Here is an 18592-nt window from a genome sequence, read left to right on the forward strand (position 1 = left end):
AGTATATAATGTTTTCAACAAACAAAAATTAAAAATAGGGGGATTAACTATGAATGAACAATTAGAAGCTATTTATAACAAAATAGTAAAAAGAAATCCTGGCGAAGCAGAATTTCACCAAGCAGTAAAAGAAGTATTAAACACTTTGGAAGTTGTATTAAAGAAAAAACCTCATTATGTTGAACAAAAAATAATTGAGAGAATATGCGAACCTGAAAGACAAATAATGTTCAGAGTTCCTTGGATGGATGATAAAGGTGAAATACATGTAAATAGAGGATTCCGCGTACAGTTTTCAAGTGTAATAGGACCTTACAAAGGCGGACTTCGTTTTCACCCATCTGTTTATTTAGGTATTATAAAATTTTTAAGCTTTGAGCAGATATTTAAAAATGCTCTTACAGGCTTACCTATAGGCGGCGGTAAAGGAGGTTCTGACTTTGATCCTAAAGGAAAAAGCGACAATGAAGTTATGCGTTTCTGCCAAAGCTTTATGACAGAACTTCACAGACATATAGGTTATGATATTGATGTACCTGCTGGAGACATAGGAGTTGGCGGAAGAGAAATAGGTTATTTATTCGGACAGTATAAAAGACTTAAAAACAGATTTGAACCCGGTGTATTAACAGGAAAAGGTTTAGGATACGGCGGTTCTTTGGTTCGTACTGAGGCTACTGGATACGGACTTGTATATTTCACTGACCTTATGCTTAAAACTAATGGCAAAAATGGTTTTGAGGGTAAAAAAGTTGTAGTTTCTGGTTCTGGTAATGTTGCTATATATGCTATGCAGAAAGCTGCTCAATTAGGTGCTAAAGTTGTTGCTTGTTCTGACTCTAACGGAGTTATTTATGATGAAAACGGCATTAATTTAGACACTGTAAAAAGATTAAAAGAAGTAGAAAGAAAAAGAATTAAAGAATATGCTTCTGCTCATTCTTCTGCTAAATATTTAGAAAATGGAAATATTTGGGATATTGCCTGCGATATAGCTATGCCTTGTGCTACTCAAAATGAGCTTGATGCTAAAAGTGCTGAAACATTGGTTAAAAACGGATGTATATCTGTTACAGAAGGAGCTAACATGCCTGCTACTCCTGAAGCTGTTGAAGTATTCCAAAAAGCTGGAGTATTGTTCGCACCTGGAAAAGCTACAAATGCTGGAGGAGTTGCTACTTCTGCTTTGGAAATGCAGCAAAATGCTTCTATGGATAAATGGGATTTTGATTATACTGATAACAAACTTAAAAACATTATGACTAATATACACAATACTTGTTATCAAACTGCTGAAGAATACGGTTGTAAAGGCGACTATTTAAAAGGTGCTAATATAGCTGGATTTGTAAAAGTAGCTGATATAATGATACCTTACGGTTTAGTTTAATACTTTATAGTTTTTTGTAATGCTGTTAGTATAAAAATACTGACAGCATTATGTTTTTTAAATAGTTCTAAAATAATCTAATATAACTCATCAAATATCAAAAAATTATGCCTCTTTAGCTGATGCTATTTTACTGTAACCCTCCCAAGAAAATACAGTCCTTTCTTTATCATCAGCATACACTTCTTCAACATCGCATATATATAAATAATGATCTCCTGTTTCAATATACTCTTTTAAATGGCACTGTATTGCAGCTGCACTATGAAGAGGAACTTTTATGCTGCTTGTAGGAATATTCTGCATTTCTATTTCGAATTTTGATATCTTATCAATATCTCTTCCGCTATCCATACCACATTTCATAACTATTTCTTTAATATTCTCACTTGGAATTGTAATTACAACTTTTTTATTTTCTCTAACTAATTCACCGCTGTAAGAACTTTTAGCCATTGCATAAGCTATCATATTTGGATTATAAGATAAATAAGTATACCAAGATACAGTTGCTAGATTTGTACTGCCGTTAGGTTTCTGAGTGCATACTATTGCAACAGGGTTTGGAGAAGTAATTTTTGAGGCTTTAGGTAAATTTATTTTTTCCATGAAATACTCCTTATTATAAATATTTAAAATTATAATAACTTCATTATAAAAAAACAAGTACGAACAAAAAAGTGAGAAACTAACTTTCAGTAAAGCAGTAAATTAAGTATTAGAAATATATTTTTAAATGATATAGATTTATTAATTATACTATAGGATAAATAAAAATGCAGTTAGTATTAAACATAGCCAACTACATTGATTTTTCACATTTTAAATATTAGACATTTTCATTAAAAGTTTTTATAATATCTGAATACTGTCTGAACTTGAGAAGTCTAAATTTATAATTATAATTCTTTAATACTTCTTCTGCCCTATTTATAAACTCATCTTGATTGTATAAAAGCAAGTCTATATATCCGCCAATTACACCAAATGCATTACCCAATACTATACCTATTTCTTTACCGCTTCCTTTTTTACCCATAATACTTTCAAGCTCATCTGTAATTTTATTTCTTTCATCAAGAAGTTTTTTATTTATATCTTCATCTTCAAAATTATTATCTTTATTATCTGAAAAAACATAAGCTAAATATACAGCTCTTGCCCCCATTTTGGAAATATTAACAACCACATCTATATTATAATTGGCATAATCACTAATAAGCTCCATATAACAAGTATTTCCAATGAATATATCTTCTCTAAAGAAATTGTCTGTAGGTTTACACTCATAAACTGTATATCTATTTATAGGGTCTACAATAATATCCTTATTTTTATTTTTTAGAGTATCTGTTATAAAGTCATAAAGTTTTGTAAGCTCTATCATACCATCAAGTTTATTAGCTACTTTTTCAACATTTCCTAATAAGTATAATTTTAATATATTCTCACCTACTGCATGCTCAAGCATTATATAAAAAGCATTATAAGCATAATTTTCATCTAATTTATTTAATTTTTTATTATAGAACTTCAAATTAAAAAAATTAGTATTATCATCATATTCAGCGGATACTAAAATTTCTTTAAAGCTTAAATCTTTATTATACATTTTGAAATTAGAATTAGTTATATCTTGTTTTGGCATATAAGGAAAGAATTTCCATTTGCTTTTTAATTTATCAGGCATAGCATCCACTATTCTAGGAGTAAGATAAAATAAATATTCCTTACCTTCTACAGTAAATGTAAACTCATAATTACCACCGAAATTAAACTGCAAATTGTCAGATATTAAAGACACCCCATTAGAAACAAATTCAATCATTTCATCTGAAGAAAATTTATATCTATTATCTATAAAATCAGATATTTTTTCTTCATTCTCTTCAAACCATTTCCAAAATCTATTAACTCTCTCTTCAAAATTGATACCATCATCTCTGTCTTCTAAGCAAAGCATATAAAAATTATAAGCATCAATATCTTCATTATTCAAATCATAAGCCTTTTTAAAATAATTTTCTGCTTTTTCTTTTTCACCTTTATAGTAGTAAGCATAACCTACCCTATAATTCCATAAAGCATCATCAAGCCCTTCTTCTCTTATATACATTAAATTATCTAATGCATCATCATATTTTCCAACATTATTATAGGCTCTGGCAAGAAGACTAAAAAGTTCTATATCTCTTTCATCTTCTGCAATAGTATTTATAATCTCAATAATTTTTTCATGTTCATCATTTTCATGAAATTGATTGATTTTTTCAATTATGTTCATTATGTTTCCTTTTAATATTATATATTGCTAATTTATACAATATAAAAAATTTAAATATAAAATTATCATTCTATAAATTCTCTATTTCATATATGTTCAATCCTGTATTATCACTTATAAATTTTGCATCCAAACCTGATTTTTTTAAACTTTTTTAATTCTATTATGTGTATTTGAAGATGATCTGTTAAAAGTTTTTTATTATTCATCTCATAAAGCATATAACAAGAATGTATATTTTTAGTTTTATCCAAATTGAAATTCAATAGATTTATACTTATTACAGGAGTAAGCTCATCGTATCTTTCACCATGTTTTAATAATTTACTGTAATTAGCAGCCCAATAATAAAGTATGCGTTCTGGAAATCTAGAATTGCCTTGTAATTGTATTTCTATAATAACAACTGAACCATTTTGAGTAATACATTTTACATCAAGGCGTCTGCGACATCTGTCCACCTTGCGTGCCACCTTCGGTGCTATTGTTTCCTTTAGATTCCTATTTTTCTTTAGATTGAAATGGGTAAGAATTTCAACAGAACGAAAAGTTTTCATATTAGCATTAAGCATTACAGAATTAATAAAGTCCAAAAGTATAGATTCGCTGCTGCCTTTATCAGTAAAATAATCATTTAAAGAATTAAAATATTTTATTTGTTTAATATTTGATTTATTTTCCATGTATAAATTATACTAAAAAAGATTAAGTTTGTCAAAATAAAATTATTTTTTGCATTTATAGCAACACTTTTAAGTCAGCCTTATATATGAGAATTTTACACAATTAAAATAAATCTGTAAGTCTAAAATCCAAAATGATAAATATTAAAAATGTATAAACAAATCTTTTACTTATTTCTTTTTTATTTTTAGCTTTTTTAAAATCAATAGTAATATTTACTAAATCATCATATTCTATATCCTCATCAACTTTTGAAGATATTGTGAAAATATCTCCATCATTTGATGTAAATGTATATATTACATTATCTCCTAATACATCGTTGATATGCATTTCATATTTTTTAGCAAAGAAGTTAAAAGCTCCGTAGCTTGTATCTATATTTTTTATCTTTTTTATTTCTTTTTTCAAATTATCTTTATCTAATTTTATATCTGTAAATTGATTTATAGGCTGTGATAATTGGCAATCTTCAAGCTGTTTTCTCCATTTATCTATAGTTTCATCGTCCATTTCTATAGGACTTGCCAAACTCATGAAATTATCAGCATTAATTTTTATTTTTTCATTTTCTATGTTTAAATAGTTTCCATCGCTTGTATATCTGAAAGTTGTTATAAAGTTTTTATCTTTATCATACAAGTTCCATATTAAACCAGAACTAAATTTATTCATTAAATAATTATCAATAAAAACTTCTTTGAATAAATCGTAGCTTAATATATCACAGTTTATCAGCATAATACTTAAAATATGTGAGCTATGATTAATAAACTTATCTACTTCTTTTCCTAATTCTTTTATTTCTTCTTTTAATTTTTTATCAATACTTTGAGGTACTTTTTTTAATTCTTTATTATTTTTTATATCGAATAAAGTTAAAGTATAATCATTATTAACAATTAATTTATAATCATCATCTAATATTTTTTCACCTTGAAAATTAAATCCGTAATTTGGTATACATCTTAATCTAAATTCAGTATAACCTATATTAATTTTTTCTAGTAACTCATTAATCATTTCTAGTGCTTCTTTACGAATTGCACTTTTAGTTGAATTTATATATATTTTATATAATAAACTCTGAGCATATCTGCTTTCTATATTAAAGCTTATCATTGTAAGTAGATTTTTTGATTCAATAGTATAAATTAATTCTTCTATTTTCTTTAAAGCTTCATCTCCTCCGTACATAGCATAAACAAAAGCAGTAATATCTTCATCTTGATTTTTTAAATAAATCTCTTTAGTAAAATTCACAAATGATTTTAAATCAAGCAAATTAACCATATTATCAATTTTTTCTAATCTTTTAATAATTTTCTTTAAAGACAAATATTCTGAATATATATACTTTATAAGATTGATATTTACTTCTCTTGATTTATCTTTTATTAATACATGGCAATTCTTTATAAACTCAAGTTTCTTATCATATTTTTTAGCATTGTAATTTCTTTCAGCATACTTTTCTGCTTTTTCTATAGTTTTGAAATTATAATTATTTGTAACAAATGAAAGCTCTGATGAGAAATCACTTTCAAGTCTTTTTTTCAATCTTACAACTTTTTTATTTTTATCATCTGCAATAAGCTCATATATTTCTTTAACATTAAATTTTGTTATACTTATAATATCGTCCTTAGGAAAAAATGCCTGCCTATATACTTGAATTCTTGTAGGTAATTTATCCGTATCATCACAAATTATACTTATAGCTTGTAAACTATCTAAATTCCAATTTGCTAAAGATTCATAATGATCAAACTTGTGTGCATAGGCAAACAACAACATTACACTAATGACATTTCTTGTATCCCATTTATCAAGAGGCTGATTAAATTCGCCTGTAAAAGCAAACATATGCTCTATATTTGTTACTTTAGACATATTCCAGCTATTTAAAGGCTGATTAAATTTACCGCATGCTTTAAATGCATGTTCCATACTTTCAACATTAGAAGTATCCCATTTATCTAAAGGCTGATTAAAAATTTCACAGTCCTCAAATATACCTCCCATATTTTTCACATTAGATACATCCCAATCATTAAGAGGCTGATCAAAAGCTTTACAATAACGAAACGTCTTTGATAAATCTTCAACATTAGATACATTCCAATTATTTATATTCTGATTAAATTTCAAAGCCACATTAAACATATTAGACATATCTTTAACATTAGAAACATCCCATTTGTCCAAAGGTCTATTAAATGCTTCACAGCTATGAAACATATCGCTCATATCTTTCACTTTAGATACATTCCAATTATTTAAAGGCTGATTAAACTTTTTAGCACCCAAAAACATGCCAGACATATTTTCCACATTTGAAACGTCCCATTTATTTAAAGGCTGATTAAAATATGTACAATAAGCAAACATATAAATCATGTTTTTCACTTTTGATACATTCCAATTATTTAAATTAGAATTAAACTCTGTCATTGAATATTTTCCCAAAACATTGTAGTCCATATATGCAAACATATAAGACATATTCTCAACATTAGAAGTATCCCACTCTTCTATGCCATCAAAATCTTTTCTTTTACTTTCATTAAAAAGGTCGCTCATATCTGTGATAAGACTTGTATCAATACAACTAAGTTTTATACCGTTGTTGGTGAATACTAATCTTTTTAATTCTTCTTTTGTTGTTGGTTTATATTTTTTCATAATCTCATATCCTCATTATAAATTTTAATATATATAAATAGCAGCACTAAATTAACTACTAATAATAATACTTATTTATATATACTGAAAATTTTTAAGTTTGTCAATTTTTTTATTCAACTTTTTCCCGCCGCACACCGCAGGTGGGCTTCGCCAAAGTTGCTGCCGTAGGCACGCTTCGCGAAAGTGCAAGTATAAAATTAATACTAAATCATACTAAAATCGTCTTAAATGTAAGGTAATTCATAAAATTAAAGCCAAAATGTAGCCTTTCGCTAAGCGTATCCGAGCCTGTCTAGGATATAGCTTCTTTGTGGCAATACCACAGGCACTTCCTTCGGTCGCAAAAGAAGTGGGGGGCAAAGCCACCACAAACAATAAAATTAAAAGACTAAATATTTATATATTTTATATATAAATATTTAGTCTTTACAAATATATGTACTTAGTATGCTTCTCAGTACAGCAAGCCATAGACTGGATGCGGTAATAGTTCATTAATCATAAATAAAATTAGTTTTGAAACAAGTCTAATAATTCCTAATATTAAACATTTAATTAAAGAGTACAATATGTATAAAAAATAAACTTAGCTTCAGTAATACATTAAACAAATATTATAAAAGATATTTTTCGTTGTAAATATTATTGACATATAATGAAAGTTATTGTATTATGCATCATGATTTTATAATATCAAATTTGGAGTTAAAGATGTTATCCGTTATCCGTTATCCGTTATCCGTTATCCGTTATCCGTTATCCGTTATCCGTTATCCGTTATCCGTTATCCGTTATCTATCTATCTATCTATCTATCTATCTATCTATCTATCTATCTATCTATAACTTAATTAATATTACACCTATATTAAAAAAAAAACAATATTATTTTCTTGAGGTATATAAGAGGTATACAAAATGATAAATTATAATAAACTCACTTTAAAAAAAAATTATGCTTTATTCATATCAGGACAATCTCCAAGTGATAAATTCTATATCATTAAAAAGGGAAAAGTTCTATTTGAAAGCTATTTTGCAGATAATTTTAAATATGAAAATAAAAAAGGAGATATTATAGGTATGGTAAGTGCAGTTTTAGATGAGCCATATTTCTCCACAGCAAAAGTAACAGAAGAGCTGGAAGCATTAGAAATAGATGTCAAAGAAATAGAAAAAATAGATAATTCTATATTATTAAATAAAATATATCAGCATCTCATAAATATAATGGAAGTATGGGTAAAAAAATATTATTATTTTTTGTCAAAATATGCAAAAATTGATGCTTCAACTAAAATTGATGTAGAAAAGTTAGCAAAAGCATATAAAGATGCAGGATTTGATGATGCCGTTTTGAAAATTTGTGAAAATAATAAGCATATAGAAAAAAGTATAGGAAAAATTAACAAAATAGAAGAACCTAAAGAATTAGCTAAAGGTATTTTTAATTATAAAAAAGGAAGCTGTATATTTGCTGAAACTGCTGCAAGTAATCACATATATATTATTAAATCTGGTTCAGTTGGAGTATATAGTTATTTTAACGGAAAAATTATAACTAGGATAATATATTCAGATAATGATATTTTTGGATATAAGGATCTATTTGGTAAAAAATTGGTAACTACAACAGTTATAGCTATTGAAGACTCTATTATAAAAGTTTTAGATAAAAAAGAATTTGAAAGTATGATACATATTGATAAATCTGTAAGAATATATCTAATAAAAATGATGTCTGCTAGAGTATATAATACCATATTAAGAATAAAGGCAATAGATATTAATAATATTATATTAAAAATTTTAACTGTTATAGAAGGATTGGTAAAACTAGAACTTTTATTTAAAAGAACCAATTACATATCATTAATGTATACAATAGATGACATATTAAGTATGGTTTTTATAAATAATAATGACTATGTTGAAAGAGAAATAAAAAAAATAAAGAGCATCAAAATCACAAATAATAAAAATATTATAGTAAATAATGTAAAAATTTTCTTTAAAGAATATGAAAGATACCAAAAAAGAAATTCTGAAAAAATTGAAAAAGACTTATATTAGGATATAAAAATGATAAACTATAATAAAGTTCAATTTAAAAAATCTTCCATAATATTTATTGACGGACAGGAAGCAAAAAACTATTTTTATATAATCACTAAAGGAAGTATAATATCATATAATTATTTTAGTGAAAATTATAATATGAATTATAAAAAAGGAGATATTATAGGCTTAGTTAATGCTGCTATAAATGTACCTTATTTTGCAACTTCAAAAGCAGAAGAAGATAGTGAGGCTATAGAAATAAACATAGCTGAATTACATAAAATTAACAATATAAACATAATAGAAAAAATATATAATCATATATCAACATTAATGGAACTATGGCTCAATCAATACTATTTTATATTTAGTAAAGAAAAAAATATAAACTGTAAAAAAGAAAATACAATTTTAGAAATGGCCGAAATATATAAAAATAATGGATTTGATGATGCAGCATTAAAATTATATAATAAGTACATAGAGAAAAATGGAGAAACTGAAGAGTTAAAAAAGATTATATCAAAAATAAAACCTTCAAATACAGCATGTCTTGTAATAGAAGGTATATACAAATTAGATAAAGGAACTTGTATATTTACAGAACTAGAAACTACAGAAAAACTATATATAATTATGTCTGGAAAAATAGGAGTATACAGTATATTTAACTCCAAACAAATTACAAGAATTATATGTTCGGATAATGAAGTGTTCAGCGGATATGCCTCTAATGAAAATAATGATCTATTATTAACTACAGCAATAGCATTAGAAGATACAATAATTAAAATATTAAAAAGAGAAGATATGTTGGAATTAGTAAAAACGGATAGAGCATTGAGAGAATACTCTATAAAGTTTTTTTCTATGAGAATATACAATATTATGAGAAACATAAATAGTTTCAAAATAAAAAATATAATTGGAAAATTCATGTTGGTATTAGAAAGCATAGTAAAAAAAGAAACTTTATTTAAAGAAACAAATACTTTAAATCTCAAATATAATGTTTATGATATATTAAGTATAACAGGTGTTCAATATAATGAATATTCCTCAAGAGAAATAAAAAAATAAAAACAATAAAAATTGATGATAATGGAAATATAATAATTCCTGATATCAAAAAATTTATAAAAGAATATGATAGATTTCAAAAAATTAACTTTGGCGGAACAGAAGATGAATAATATTTTCATGTTGATATAATACATTGTAATGTAATATAATATTCTTAATTACAAAAATAAATATTTCATTTTTAATGAAAAATTATATTATCATTAAAACATATAAAAAATACATAGTATTATCATACAGAATACAATTCTAAAGTTTTATCAGTTATATATTTGTTTATTTTGAAATAATTATATCATTGAAATTAGTATTTATGTAATTTTTATTGAATTATAGTAAAAAGAATTAAACTTAATTATAATTAACTATGTCAAACTATATAGTAGTAAAATTCTTTTAAATAATAGTAATGTTTTACTTATTATTTATATCTTTTAAACTCTTTTCAAGCATTATAAACTTATTATCAAAGAATTTAAACATTCCTATATAATCATCATCTGTCTGCATAGTATTTCCATCTTCAAGATTAAGATTATTTTCTATAATGCTTCTTGATAATATCATAAGTACCCTAATTATACTTTCAGCATCTCTTAAAGTTTTATAAGCCATAATCTCATACTTACCAAAATTTTTAAGCCCCTCAGTATAAGCATGATTTCCATTATTATCTGAAAAAACATCAACTTTCACCCATAAACGAGTGGGAAAATATTTATTATTTTTTATATACTCATTCATCTCAAATAAATATATATTATTAGAAATGATAAGGTTAATCTCCCCTATTAAAACAGCTGATACATTATTTACTTTTATTATAGAATAGCATACCTTACTAAAAGTTAAAGCAATATCTTTGAAATCAGTATTATTACCATTAACCTTAATTGATAAAAAAGATTTATGATTAAGTATTTTTTCTCTTGTTCCATTATCTATATCATTATAATTTATTAATATTTCAGCCTCTTTATCTGGAACTTTAAAAGGAGCAAGTTCATATTCAAAATCCATTGTTTCAATATTAAATGTATTTTTATTGTTATGACTTACTATAGTTATATTTATATCCCAATCTTCTTTTAATTGATTTGAGAAATCATTAAAATTTTTATCATCTAATAAAATAAAAGCTATTACAGAATCATTTTGTATTAAATCATTCATTTTTAAGCCTTTATATATTTTTTATAGAATCTATTATCACAGCAAAGCCCATACCTAATGAGGCTTTTATTAACATTGCCGTATCATCTTTTAAAAACTCTTTTACTTTATCTATAGCACTTTGAGCATTTTCAAAATAATATTTCTCACAATTAACAGTATCATAAATATCTTTTGAATGCTCCCCAACTGCTATAACAACATTAATATTTTTTAATTCATTTATAATATTTCCTATATCCTTATGATAGCTTGAATTTTCAGTTTCTGCCTCAAGCATATCTCCTATTACAGCAATTTTTTTTGATTCATTTCTCTGTGATAAATAATTAATCATATTTTTTAAAGCTGACGGATTAGAATTGTAGCAGTCATTAATAACATTACAGCCTTTTATATTAATTATCTGCATTCTGTTCTTTTGAGATTCATAACTTGGTAAAATATCAGCACATTTTCTTAAATCTGCATTATAAATCTCTGCTGCTTTTAATGCCGAAAGTACATTATGCAAATTAAAATCACCTATCAGATTATGTTTAAAAGTTATGCCTTTATATTCAAATGTATTATCATCTTTTTTTGTTATCTCTTTTATATCAGCTTCTATTATATTTTTTATATTGTTTCTTTCAGCTTCTTTTTTTAAAATATCAAAACAATTAGTATTTTTGTTTATTACAGCATTAGCATTTTCTCTTGTATGATTAAAAAGTTCTGCCTTGGCATAAGCAATATTTTCTATAGAACCAAGATAAGCAATATGCACAGGCTCTACATTATTTATTATAACTGTATTTGCCTCTATAGCCTCAGATATTCTTAGTAATTCATTTTTATGATTCATACCAGCTTCAATAATAGCTATTTCATAACTACTGTCTAAATTAAATATTGTTTTAGGAACTCCTATTTCATTATTAAAATTACCTTCTGTTTTCAACGCTTTATATTTAGCAGATAAAAATAGATGCGTTAATTCTTTTGTAGTAGTTTTTCCGCAGCTTCCTGTTATTGATATTATAGGTATATTAAATCTTCTTCTGTATTCTCTTGCCAATTTTATAAAGAAAAGTATAGTATCATCAGTATAAAAAACTACTGCATCATCTGGAAGTTTTATATTTTCATCGCTTAAAATAAAATATCTGCATCCTTTATTATAAGTTTCCAATGCAAATTTATTTCCGTCAAATTTTTCTCCCTTTATTGCCAAAAATAATTTAGAGCTGTCAAAATTATCTCTGCTGTCAGTTGATATTTCTAATTCTTTATTTAAATCTAATGATTCTATATTTTGAGAACATTTAGAGTTTAATTCTTTGCTTACTTTTATTATATCATTTAATGAAGTTTTACCCATAATAATATTTCCGATTAATTTATTTTGTTAACATAATAAAACCGTATAAATAAATATTTGTAAATATTATATCTATCTATTAGTAATCGTAATAGGCATACTCTCATTATGAAGCCTATCTAAAGCAGTAATATAATAAATATAAGTTTTCTTAGTATTTGCTGTATTATCATTGTATACTACATTAGAATGAGAATCAAAATTTGTTCTTCTTATTTTATCAATTAGAACTATATAATCTTCTGAAACATCTTTTCTGTATATAGAATAATAAACAGATGTACCTTCTACAGCACAGTTATATTTATCAGTTTTATATTCTCCTGAATCTGTGAAAGTAATTTCTATACTTCTAAACTTATTTGTTATATAAAGATTAGTTAAACCTGAAGGAGTAGTATTTAAATCTTTCATAGTGTTCATAGTTGGTATTATAGATTTAAAAGGATAGTTATTTTCTTTTAAATAATTTAAAGCCTTATAGCCAAAACCTTTTGTATGAATATCATCTTTATACATATTTCTCATAGTAAAAAATACAGAACCTTTTATATAACCTCTTCCTTTATCTCTAATATAATCAACCTGTTTTGACATTAAATCTATATCCTGCCAAGGCTCAACATTTGTGTCTCTTCCCATTTTATAAAGAGGATGCCCAACATATAAATCAGCCAATTTTCCATTAGCAGATTTTTTAGCTTGTTCAATCCACCAATCAGCTATAATATCAAAAGGGGCAGTTTCATGCTTATCACTCCAATATATCTGAGGTATAACAGCATCAACATACATTTTATTAATACCATCTTTTTCTGCAGCATTTTTTAAAGACTCAGTTTTCTCTCCATTAAGCATCCACAAAAGAACATCAGCATGCAATGCATCGAAATTAGGATTATAAGACTGAGTATCGCTTCCGTATTCATATCCATTGTAATCTGAAAGTTTTTCTTTGTTTCTCCAAACTCCAGCAGGTGATATAGTCCATTTTACATAAGGCTTTCTTGATTTTATTTCATTATATATAGAACTTACAAGCGTATTAATATTATTTCTTCTCCAAGCATAAAGCCCATTAACTCCATAATCATCATAATTTGTATTAGAAGCATCATAACCTTGGCTAGAAGCATATTTTGAAGAACTCACTTCATCAGGCCAATATTTATATGTTTTATCTCCAATCATATTCTGATAAAAGTAATCATCAAAATGCACTCCGTCTATATCATAGTTCTCTACTACTTCCATAATAGAATCTATCACATATTTTGCACTTATAGGCTCACCGGGGTCCAAATAAAGTTTATTATCATACCAATGAATAGGCTTTAAATTATTAGAGTAAGCATATACATGAATAAAATTCTTCTTTGAAAACTGCTCGGCATAACTTTTATTAGTATCATAAGTTACGGCTATTCTATAAGGATTAAACCAAGCATGAACTTCTAAATTTCTTTTATGAGCTTCATCTATAATAAATTTAAGCATATCAGTTTTAAAAGGATAATCATCTATTTCATTTGTACTGTCTTTACCAAAAAAATATCTTGTGGTAGGATTTATTTTTGAAGGAAATATTACTCCTGCATCAGGCTTAACTTGTACAAATACAGCATTAAAATTATTATCATAAAGTGTATCTAAATATTTCAAAGCTAGTTTTTTCTGCTCTTCCTCGCTTCCTCCCTCAAGAGGCCAATCCATGTTATTTACAGTTGAAAACCAAGCAGCTCTGAATTCTCTATATAAAGGATTTAAACTTTTATCCTCATTAATATCTTTTATAAGCATACTTTTGAAATTATCAGGAATAATTATTTCACTTCTTTGACATGACAATAGATGAAATATTAATAAAGAAATAAAAATAAATAACTTTCTCATAAAATCAAACCTTATAATAAATAAAGGGCTGGTAAATTTATAAATTCACTAGCCCAATTAAAATTCTATTATTAATTAAATAATCATATCAAGAATGAATAATATTTAGTATTTCCGTCAGTATCCATTACCTCAATAGTAACAGATCCGGCATTAGCATCTTCTATATTTATACTAAATATTTCATTCATAGAATCTAACATACCATCATCAGGAACAATATATTTCCATTCACCTGTTATAGTAGAATATCTTACTGTTTTTATGAAAGATAATTTATCTTCTACTCTGAAAGTAATTTTTCTATTTGCACCGCTTCCTGTAACATTGAAATCTAAAACTTCCGGAGGATCATTATCATATTTCACATTAAATACTTCTAAAGTTTTAGTTTTAGCAATGCTTATAGGATTATCATATCTGTCGCTTGCTGTTATTCTAAAATCATAAATACCAGAAGGAAGTAAATAAGATTCAAATTTAAAATATGATGTCGATAAATTGTCCGCTAATTTTCTATAATTTTTCTCACCTTTTAATCTATATTCCAAATTATATGTAAGTTTATCACCATTAGGATCAGTTCCTTTCCAATAAATCATAGCCTCATTTTCTTCTAATTGAGGACTTTTAGCTGTTTCGGAAGAATCATTTTGCTGAAGATAACGAGTAGTAAGCCCTCCGTTTATTACTTCAGGAGGAAGATTATTTTCAACATAACTAAAATCCATAGAATTAAGTACAGGAGTAGTATTTGTATCAGAAGTTGTCATTGTAACTTTAAACTGTATAAATCTTCCGTCCGGAACATCTATCTTTCCATTAGCACCTACTGCATTAAAACTGCTCCAAGTATTATCAACTCTTGCTACATTTCCTGTTCTAACTTCAATAGATATGGAAGAACCGTTTGGAGTGGTTGATATTTCACTCAAACTTCCTAATTTACTTAAAAGTTTTAAATCTAACGAATCGCTTGTAAAAGTACCCTGATTAGGATAAGTATGTTTTACTCTGTATATTTCACCTGTTTTTGATATTGCAAAATAAAGCCCGTCATCAGAAACAGCAAATGTTGAAAGTATTTTATTTTTTAAACCGCCTATATATGATAAAAGTCCGTCATTTCCTCCTATTTTATATATATCAGCAGTGTCTCCTGTAACAAAATATATATTATTATTATTATCGCTGCTCAATGCCAAAACTAATGTCTGATTCAAGAAAAATAATCTTTGAACTGTACCGTTAGTATCAGCTTTATATAAAGAGTTTCTGAATTCCTTTTCGCTTTCGTCAGGTCTTTTATCGCCGTCTATTATAGAAGGAAGCAGCAAATAAGCAGGCTGTCTTGTAGAAGTTCCGAAATATAAATTTCCTATATTATCCATAGTTATAGCATAAACTTCATTTTCCGCTGTATCATAAAGTACATTATATGAAGGATTTTCCAAATTTGTAGATAAATCAACAACTAATACAAGCCCTCTTCCTGCAGTTCCTATATAAAATTTATTATTTTTATCATCATATAATAAGGACATAGCATGCTGCTCATCTGTTTTTAATATTTCTTTAATATTGCCGTCAGAAGTTATTCTCAATAGCTTGGCATTATTTCCGCCGGCTGCAGCAAATAAATTTCCTTTATCATCAAATTTCATATCCCATATATAAGTATCATTTAAAGTTTTTCTCCAAAGCTCATTTCCCTGACTGTCATATTTTATTATTTTTGCATAAGGACCTGTAGCTGCATATACATTTCCCTCATTATCAGTAATAACTGCAGTAAAAGCATTCTCATTTTTCTCAGAAGCAAATAAAGAAAAATTAGTATCATCAGCAGTTCTTTTATAAAGTTCAGCACCGCTTCCGCTTATAGCCGCAAACATACTGCCGTCATTAGCACTATACATTTTCCATATATCTTTACCAGCAATTACTCCATTCTGTTCTATTATAGGAGCTAAAGTCAAACTTCCCTGTTCTGTAAGCATTATTCCGTCATAAACGCCATTATCGTAAAATCCTCTTTTAGTACTTGATAATGTTCTGGTAACAACCCCAAAAACATTAGCAGAAGATAATATTAATATCAGCTGCAAAGCAATTATAATCTTAGCGATTTTCATATTTTCTATCCCCTTCTATTATCTATTTTTTATCATAAACATTTTATCAATAAAAAATCATAAAAATTTAACGATTTTCGTATTTTCTAGCACCTTCTATTATTATGTCCAATTTCATTAATCCTAGTATTGAACTATCCATTTGATAATTTCCATTAATAGGAGTAATAACTGCCGCTTTATCTGATGTAGCATTCTTAGCCATTGTACCATATTTAGAAGGAGGAAGCGTAGGATATAAATCCTTACCTATTTGAACTCCCCTTGACGAAGAATAAAGCCATACTTTTAAGGCACTGTCATCATAACTTTTTCCATATATACGCTGAACATCATCTAAACTTCTTATTTCATATTTACTAGGCATAAATAACTGTTCAGCATAATTATAAATATATTCATTAGCAGCATATATAGTGTAAACATCTGTTTTCAAATTAACAGGAAGTCTTACAGGTATATCTACATATTGTTTTTCTTTGCCGTAAGGAGTATACCCCAATCTTAAATGTATAGTTTCTCCGGCAACTGCTCTAGGCTCTACCAAAGTTATATCATTCAAAAAAACATATTCAAGATTATTTCTTTTTATAGATAATTTTACAGATTTGATTCCTACTCTATTAAAGTTATTATAAATGAAGAAATCTATAGGAGCTATTAATTGTTTTATAGCAGCTTTGAAAGCCTCTGTAGAAGAATAATCCAATATTTTATCAGTTACTTTATAAGGCTCTTCAAAATAATCTGTTTCTATTTCATAACTTATACTGAATACTCCCTCTTCAGCTCCGCCTGCAGCAGAACTTACAGCACTGTATAAAGCCATAGAAAGTATCTCTGTAAAATAGGTAGGATCATTTAATACTCTGAAATTAAAATCTCTAGTAAGGAAAGTCTGATCTTCTATTTCTACTTTTACAGGCACCATTACATTTTCAGGAACTTCTCCGTAAACACCGGAAACTCCAAAAGCACCGTCATAAACAGTATATCCTAAATAGTTAGAATAAGCATATCCGAGTTTGAATGAAGAATCTACAGAAGCCACTACATGATTAATATATGCTCTTGACACAGGTGCTCTCAATCTTCCCTTAGACCACATAGAATGCCCGAAAATAAGGAATTTTTTATCATCTGTATGAGAAACGGTACCAATACCAGCTAAAGAGATATCTCCGTCAGCCAATACTATAGCAACTGAATCACCAAATAAAAATTTACTTGCCTGATTTGTATCAGAAACAGAACCGCCTGCCTGCATAGGATAAAAACCGCCCTTTTTAAAAGAAGAAGAATATTCATTAAAAGCCTTACTGCTTATACCTGAAAACATTAAAGGAGTTTGAAGCGAATTATCGTCTGCAAATCCCAAAAGCGGTGCTTTAGCATTAGTATCTTCATACAATTTATACATCTCTTCTATAGGAGTAACTCCGGCTATTGGATCCTTAGCATAGTTCCATCCAAAAGCCAATGCTCCGGCTATTTTTCCATTAAAATATATAGGAGAACCGCTCATACCAGCAACAGTTCCTGAATGATCTAAATTAAGACCTTCGCATCTTATAAGTATAGCATCGCTATTATGCCATCTCTTTCTTAAAATAGATAATACTTTTACTTTAAATGGCTCCACATTCGTACCATGTATAACTGTATATCCTACTCCTTCCATTCCCTCATAAATTTCGCTTATAGGTATAACTTCAGGATTTTCCGGAGGATAAGGAGGTAATTCTTCATTTGTCTGCGAAAATAAATTAAATGTAAATATAACTAATAATGTAAAAATAAAGATTAATTTTTTTCTCATAGTTCCCATCATATTGTGAA

General features: G+C 27.0%; 11 protein-coding genes and 1 pseudogene. 3 read left to right on the forward strand and 9 right to left on the reverse strand.

The annotated features are described in order from the left end of the window. Positions 1-49 precede the first annotated feature (49 nt). Positions 50-1390 (forward strand): NADP-specific glutamate dehydrogenase, encoded by a 1341-nt coding sequence (gene gdhA / locus BHAMNSH16_RS01965; protein ID WP_008728160.1) that lies wholly within the window; start codon positions 50-52, stop codon positions 1388-1390. A 105-nt stretch (positions 1391-1495) separates the two neighbouring features. On the opposite strand, the gene BHAMNSH16_RS01970 is transcribed toward gdhA, so the two are convergent. The 4 genes and pseudogenes from BHAMNSH16_RS01970 to BHAMNSH16_RS01985 form a co-directional block, all read right to left on the reverse strand. Then, the gene (locus tag BHAMNSH16_RS01970; RefSeq protein WP_008728159.1) at positions 1496-1999 is read right to left on the reverse strand and encodes a flavin reductase family protein; all 504 of its coding nucleotides are present in this window, start codon (positions 1997-1999) and stop codon (positions 1496-1498) included. 220 nt (positions 2000-2219) lie between these two features. Beyond that, the gene (locus BHAMNSH16_RS01975) at positions 2220-3674 is read right to left on the reverse strand and encodes a tetratricopeptide repeat protein (RefSeq protein WP_069731465.1); all 1455 of its coding nucleotides are present in this window, start codon (positions 3672-3674) and stop codon (positions 2220-2222) included. 140 nt (positions 3675-3814) lie between these two features. After that, positions 3815-4357: pseudogene (locus BHAMNSH16_RS01980) on the reverse strand (Rpn family recombination-promoting nuclease/putative transposase); the annotation flags it as partial. Positions 4358-4460: 103 nt separating this feature from the next. Then, positions 4461-7043 (reverse strand): BspA family leucine-rich repeat surface protein, encoded by a 2583-nt coding sequence (locus tag BHAMNSH16_RS01985; protein WP_069731466.1) that lies wholly within the window; start codon positions 7041-7043, stop codon positions 4461-4463. Between the two features lie 920 nt (positions 7044-7963). Between BHAMNSH16_RS01985 and BHAMNSH16_RS01990 the strand changes: the two genes are divergently transcribed. Both BHAMNSH16_RS01990 and BHAMNSH16_RS01995 read left to right on the forward strand, forming a co-directional pair. Continuing rightward, complete coding sequence (locus BHAMNSH16_RS01990; protein WP_069731467.1) at positions 7964-9118, forward strand: cyclic nucleotide-binding domain-containing protein; 1155 nt, start codon at positions 7964-7966, stop codon at positions 9116-9118. A 9-nt stretch (positions 9119-9127) separates the two neighbouring features. Continuing rightward, on the forward strand, positions 9128-10186 hold the full coding sequence (locus BHAMNSH16_RS01995; RefSeq protein ID WP_241033639.1) for a cyclic nucleotide-binding domain-containing protein: 1059 nt from the start codon (positions 9128-9130) through the stop codon (positions 10184-10186). A 417-nt stretch (positions 10187-10603) separates the two neighbouring features. Here the strand turns inward: BHAMNSH16_RS01995 and BHAMNSH16_RS02000 are convergent, their stop codons facing one another. From BHAMNSH16_RS02000 to BHAMNSH16_RS02020, 5 genes are all read right to left on the reverse strand, one after another. Next, complete coding sequence (locus BHAMNSH16_RS02000) at positions 10604-11362, reverse strand: DUF4261 domain-containing protein (RefSeq protein WP_069731469.1); 759 nt, start codon at positions 11360-11362, stop codon at positions 10604-10606. A 10-nt stretch (positions 11363-11372) separates the two neighbouring features. Continuing rightward, entirely contained in the window at positions 11373-12725 is a 1353-nt protein-coding gene (locus BHAMNSH16_RS02005) for a UDP-N-acetylmuramoyl-tripeptide--D-alanyl-D-alanine ligase (RefSeq protein ID WP_069731470.1), read from the reverse strand. Between the two features lie 72 nt (positions 12726-12797). Next, a complete protein-coding gene (locus BHAMNSH16_RS02010) occupies positions 12798-14618 on the reverse strand; it encodes a glycoside hydrolase family 10-like protein (protein ID WP_008728815.1) in 1821 nt (606 codons plus the stop codon). 83 nt (positions 14619-14701) lie between these two features. Next, positions 14702-16753: a ligand-binding sensor domain-containing protein gene (locus BHAMNSH16_RS02015; protein ID WP_008728814.1), complete on the reverse strand. Its 2052-nt coding sequence runs from the start codon at positions 16751-16753 to the stop codon at positions 14702-14704. Positions 16754-16820: 67 nt separating this feature from the next. After that, positions 16821-18581 carry a SpoIVB peptidase S55 domain-containing protein gene (locus BHAMNSH16_RS02020; protein ID WP_069731478.1) on the reverse strand — a complete coding sequence of 587 codons (1761 nt, stop codon included), beginning with the start codon at positions 18579-18581 and terminating at the stop codon, positions 16821-16823. Positions 18582-18592: the final 11 nt, after the last annotated feature.

Origin of the sequence: Brachyspira hampsonii, assembly GCF_002214805.1 — a bacterium.
Classification (GTDB): domain Bacteria; phylum Spirochaetota; class Brachyspiria; order Brachyspirales; family Brachyspiraceae; genus Brachyspira; species Brachyspira hampsonii.

Coding starts and splice junctions, on each gene's coding strand:
- BHAMNSH16_RS01985 (WP_069731466.1), bottom strand. CDS start 7,043: ATGAAAAAATATAAACCAACAACAAAAGAAGAATTAAAAAGATTAGTA.
- BHAMNSH16_RS01990 (WP_069731467.1), top strand. CDS start 7,964: ATGATAAATTATAATAAACTCACTTTAAAAAAAAATTATGCTTTATTC.
- BHAMNSH16_RS02000 (WP_069731469.1), bottom strand. CDS start 11,362: ATGAATGATTTAATACAAAATGATTCTGTAATAGCTTTTATTTTATTA.
- BHAMNSH16_RS02020 (WP_069731478.1), bottom strand. CDS start 18,581: ATGGGAACTATGAGAAAAAAATTAATCTTTATTTTTACATTATTAGTT.
- BHAMNSH16_RS02005 (WP_069731470.1), bottom strand. CDS start 12,725: ATGGGTAAAACTTCATTAAATGATATAATAAAAGTAAGCAAAGAATTA.
- BHAMNSH16_RS02010 (WP_008728815.1), bottom strand. CDS start 14,618: ATGAGAAAGTTATTTATTTTTATTTCTTTATTAATATTTCATCTATTG.
- BHAMNSH16_RS01975 (WP_069731465.1), bottom strand. CDS start 3,674: ATGAACATAATTGAAAAAATCAATCAATTTCATGAAAATGATGAACAT.
- BHAMNSH16_RS01970 (WP_008728159.1), bottom strand. CDS start 1,999: ATGGAAAAAATAAATTTACCTAAAGCCTCAAAAATTACTTCTCCAAAC.
- gdhA (WP_008728160.1), top strand. CDS start 50: ATGAATGAACAATTAGAAGCTATTTATAACAAAATAGTAAAAAGAAAT.
- BHAMNSH16_RS02015 (WP_008728814.1), bottom strand. CDS start 16,753: ATGAAAATCGCTAAGATTATAATTGCTTTGCAGCTGATATTAATATTA.
- BHAMNSH16_RS01995 (WP_241033639.1), top strand. CDS start 9,128: ATGATAAACTATAATAAAGTTCAATTTAAAAAATCTTCCATAATATTT.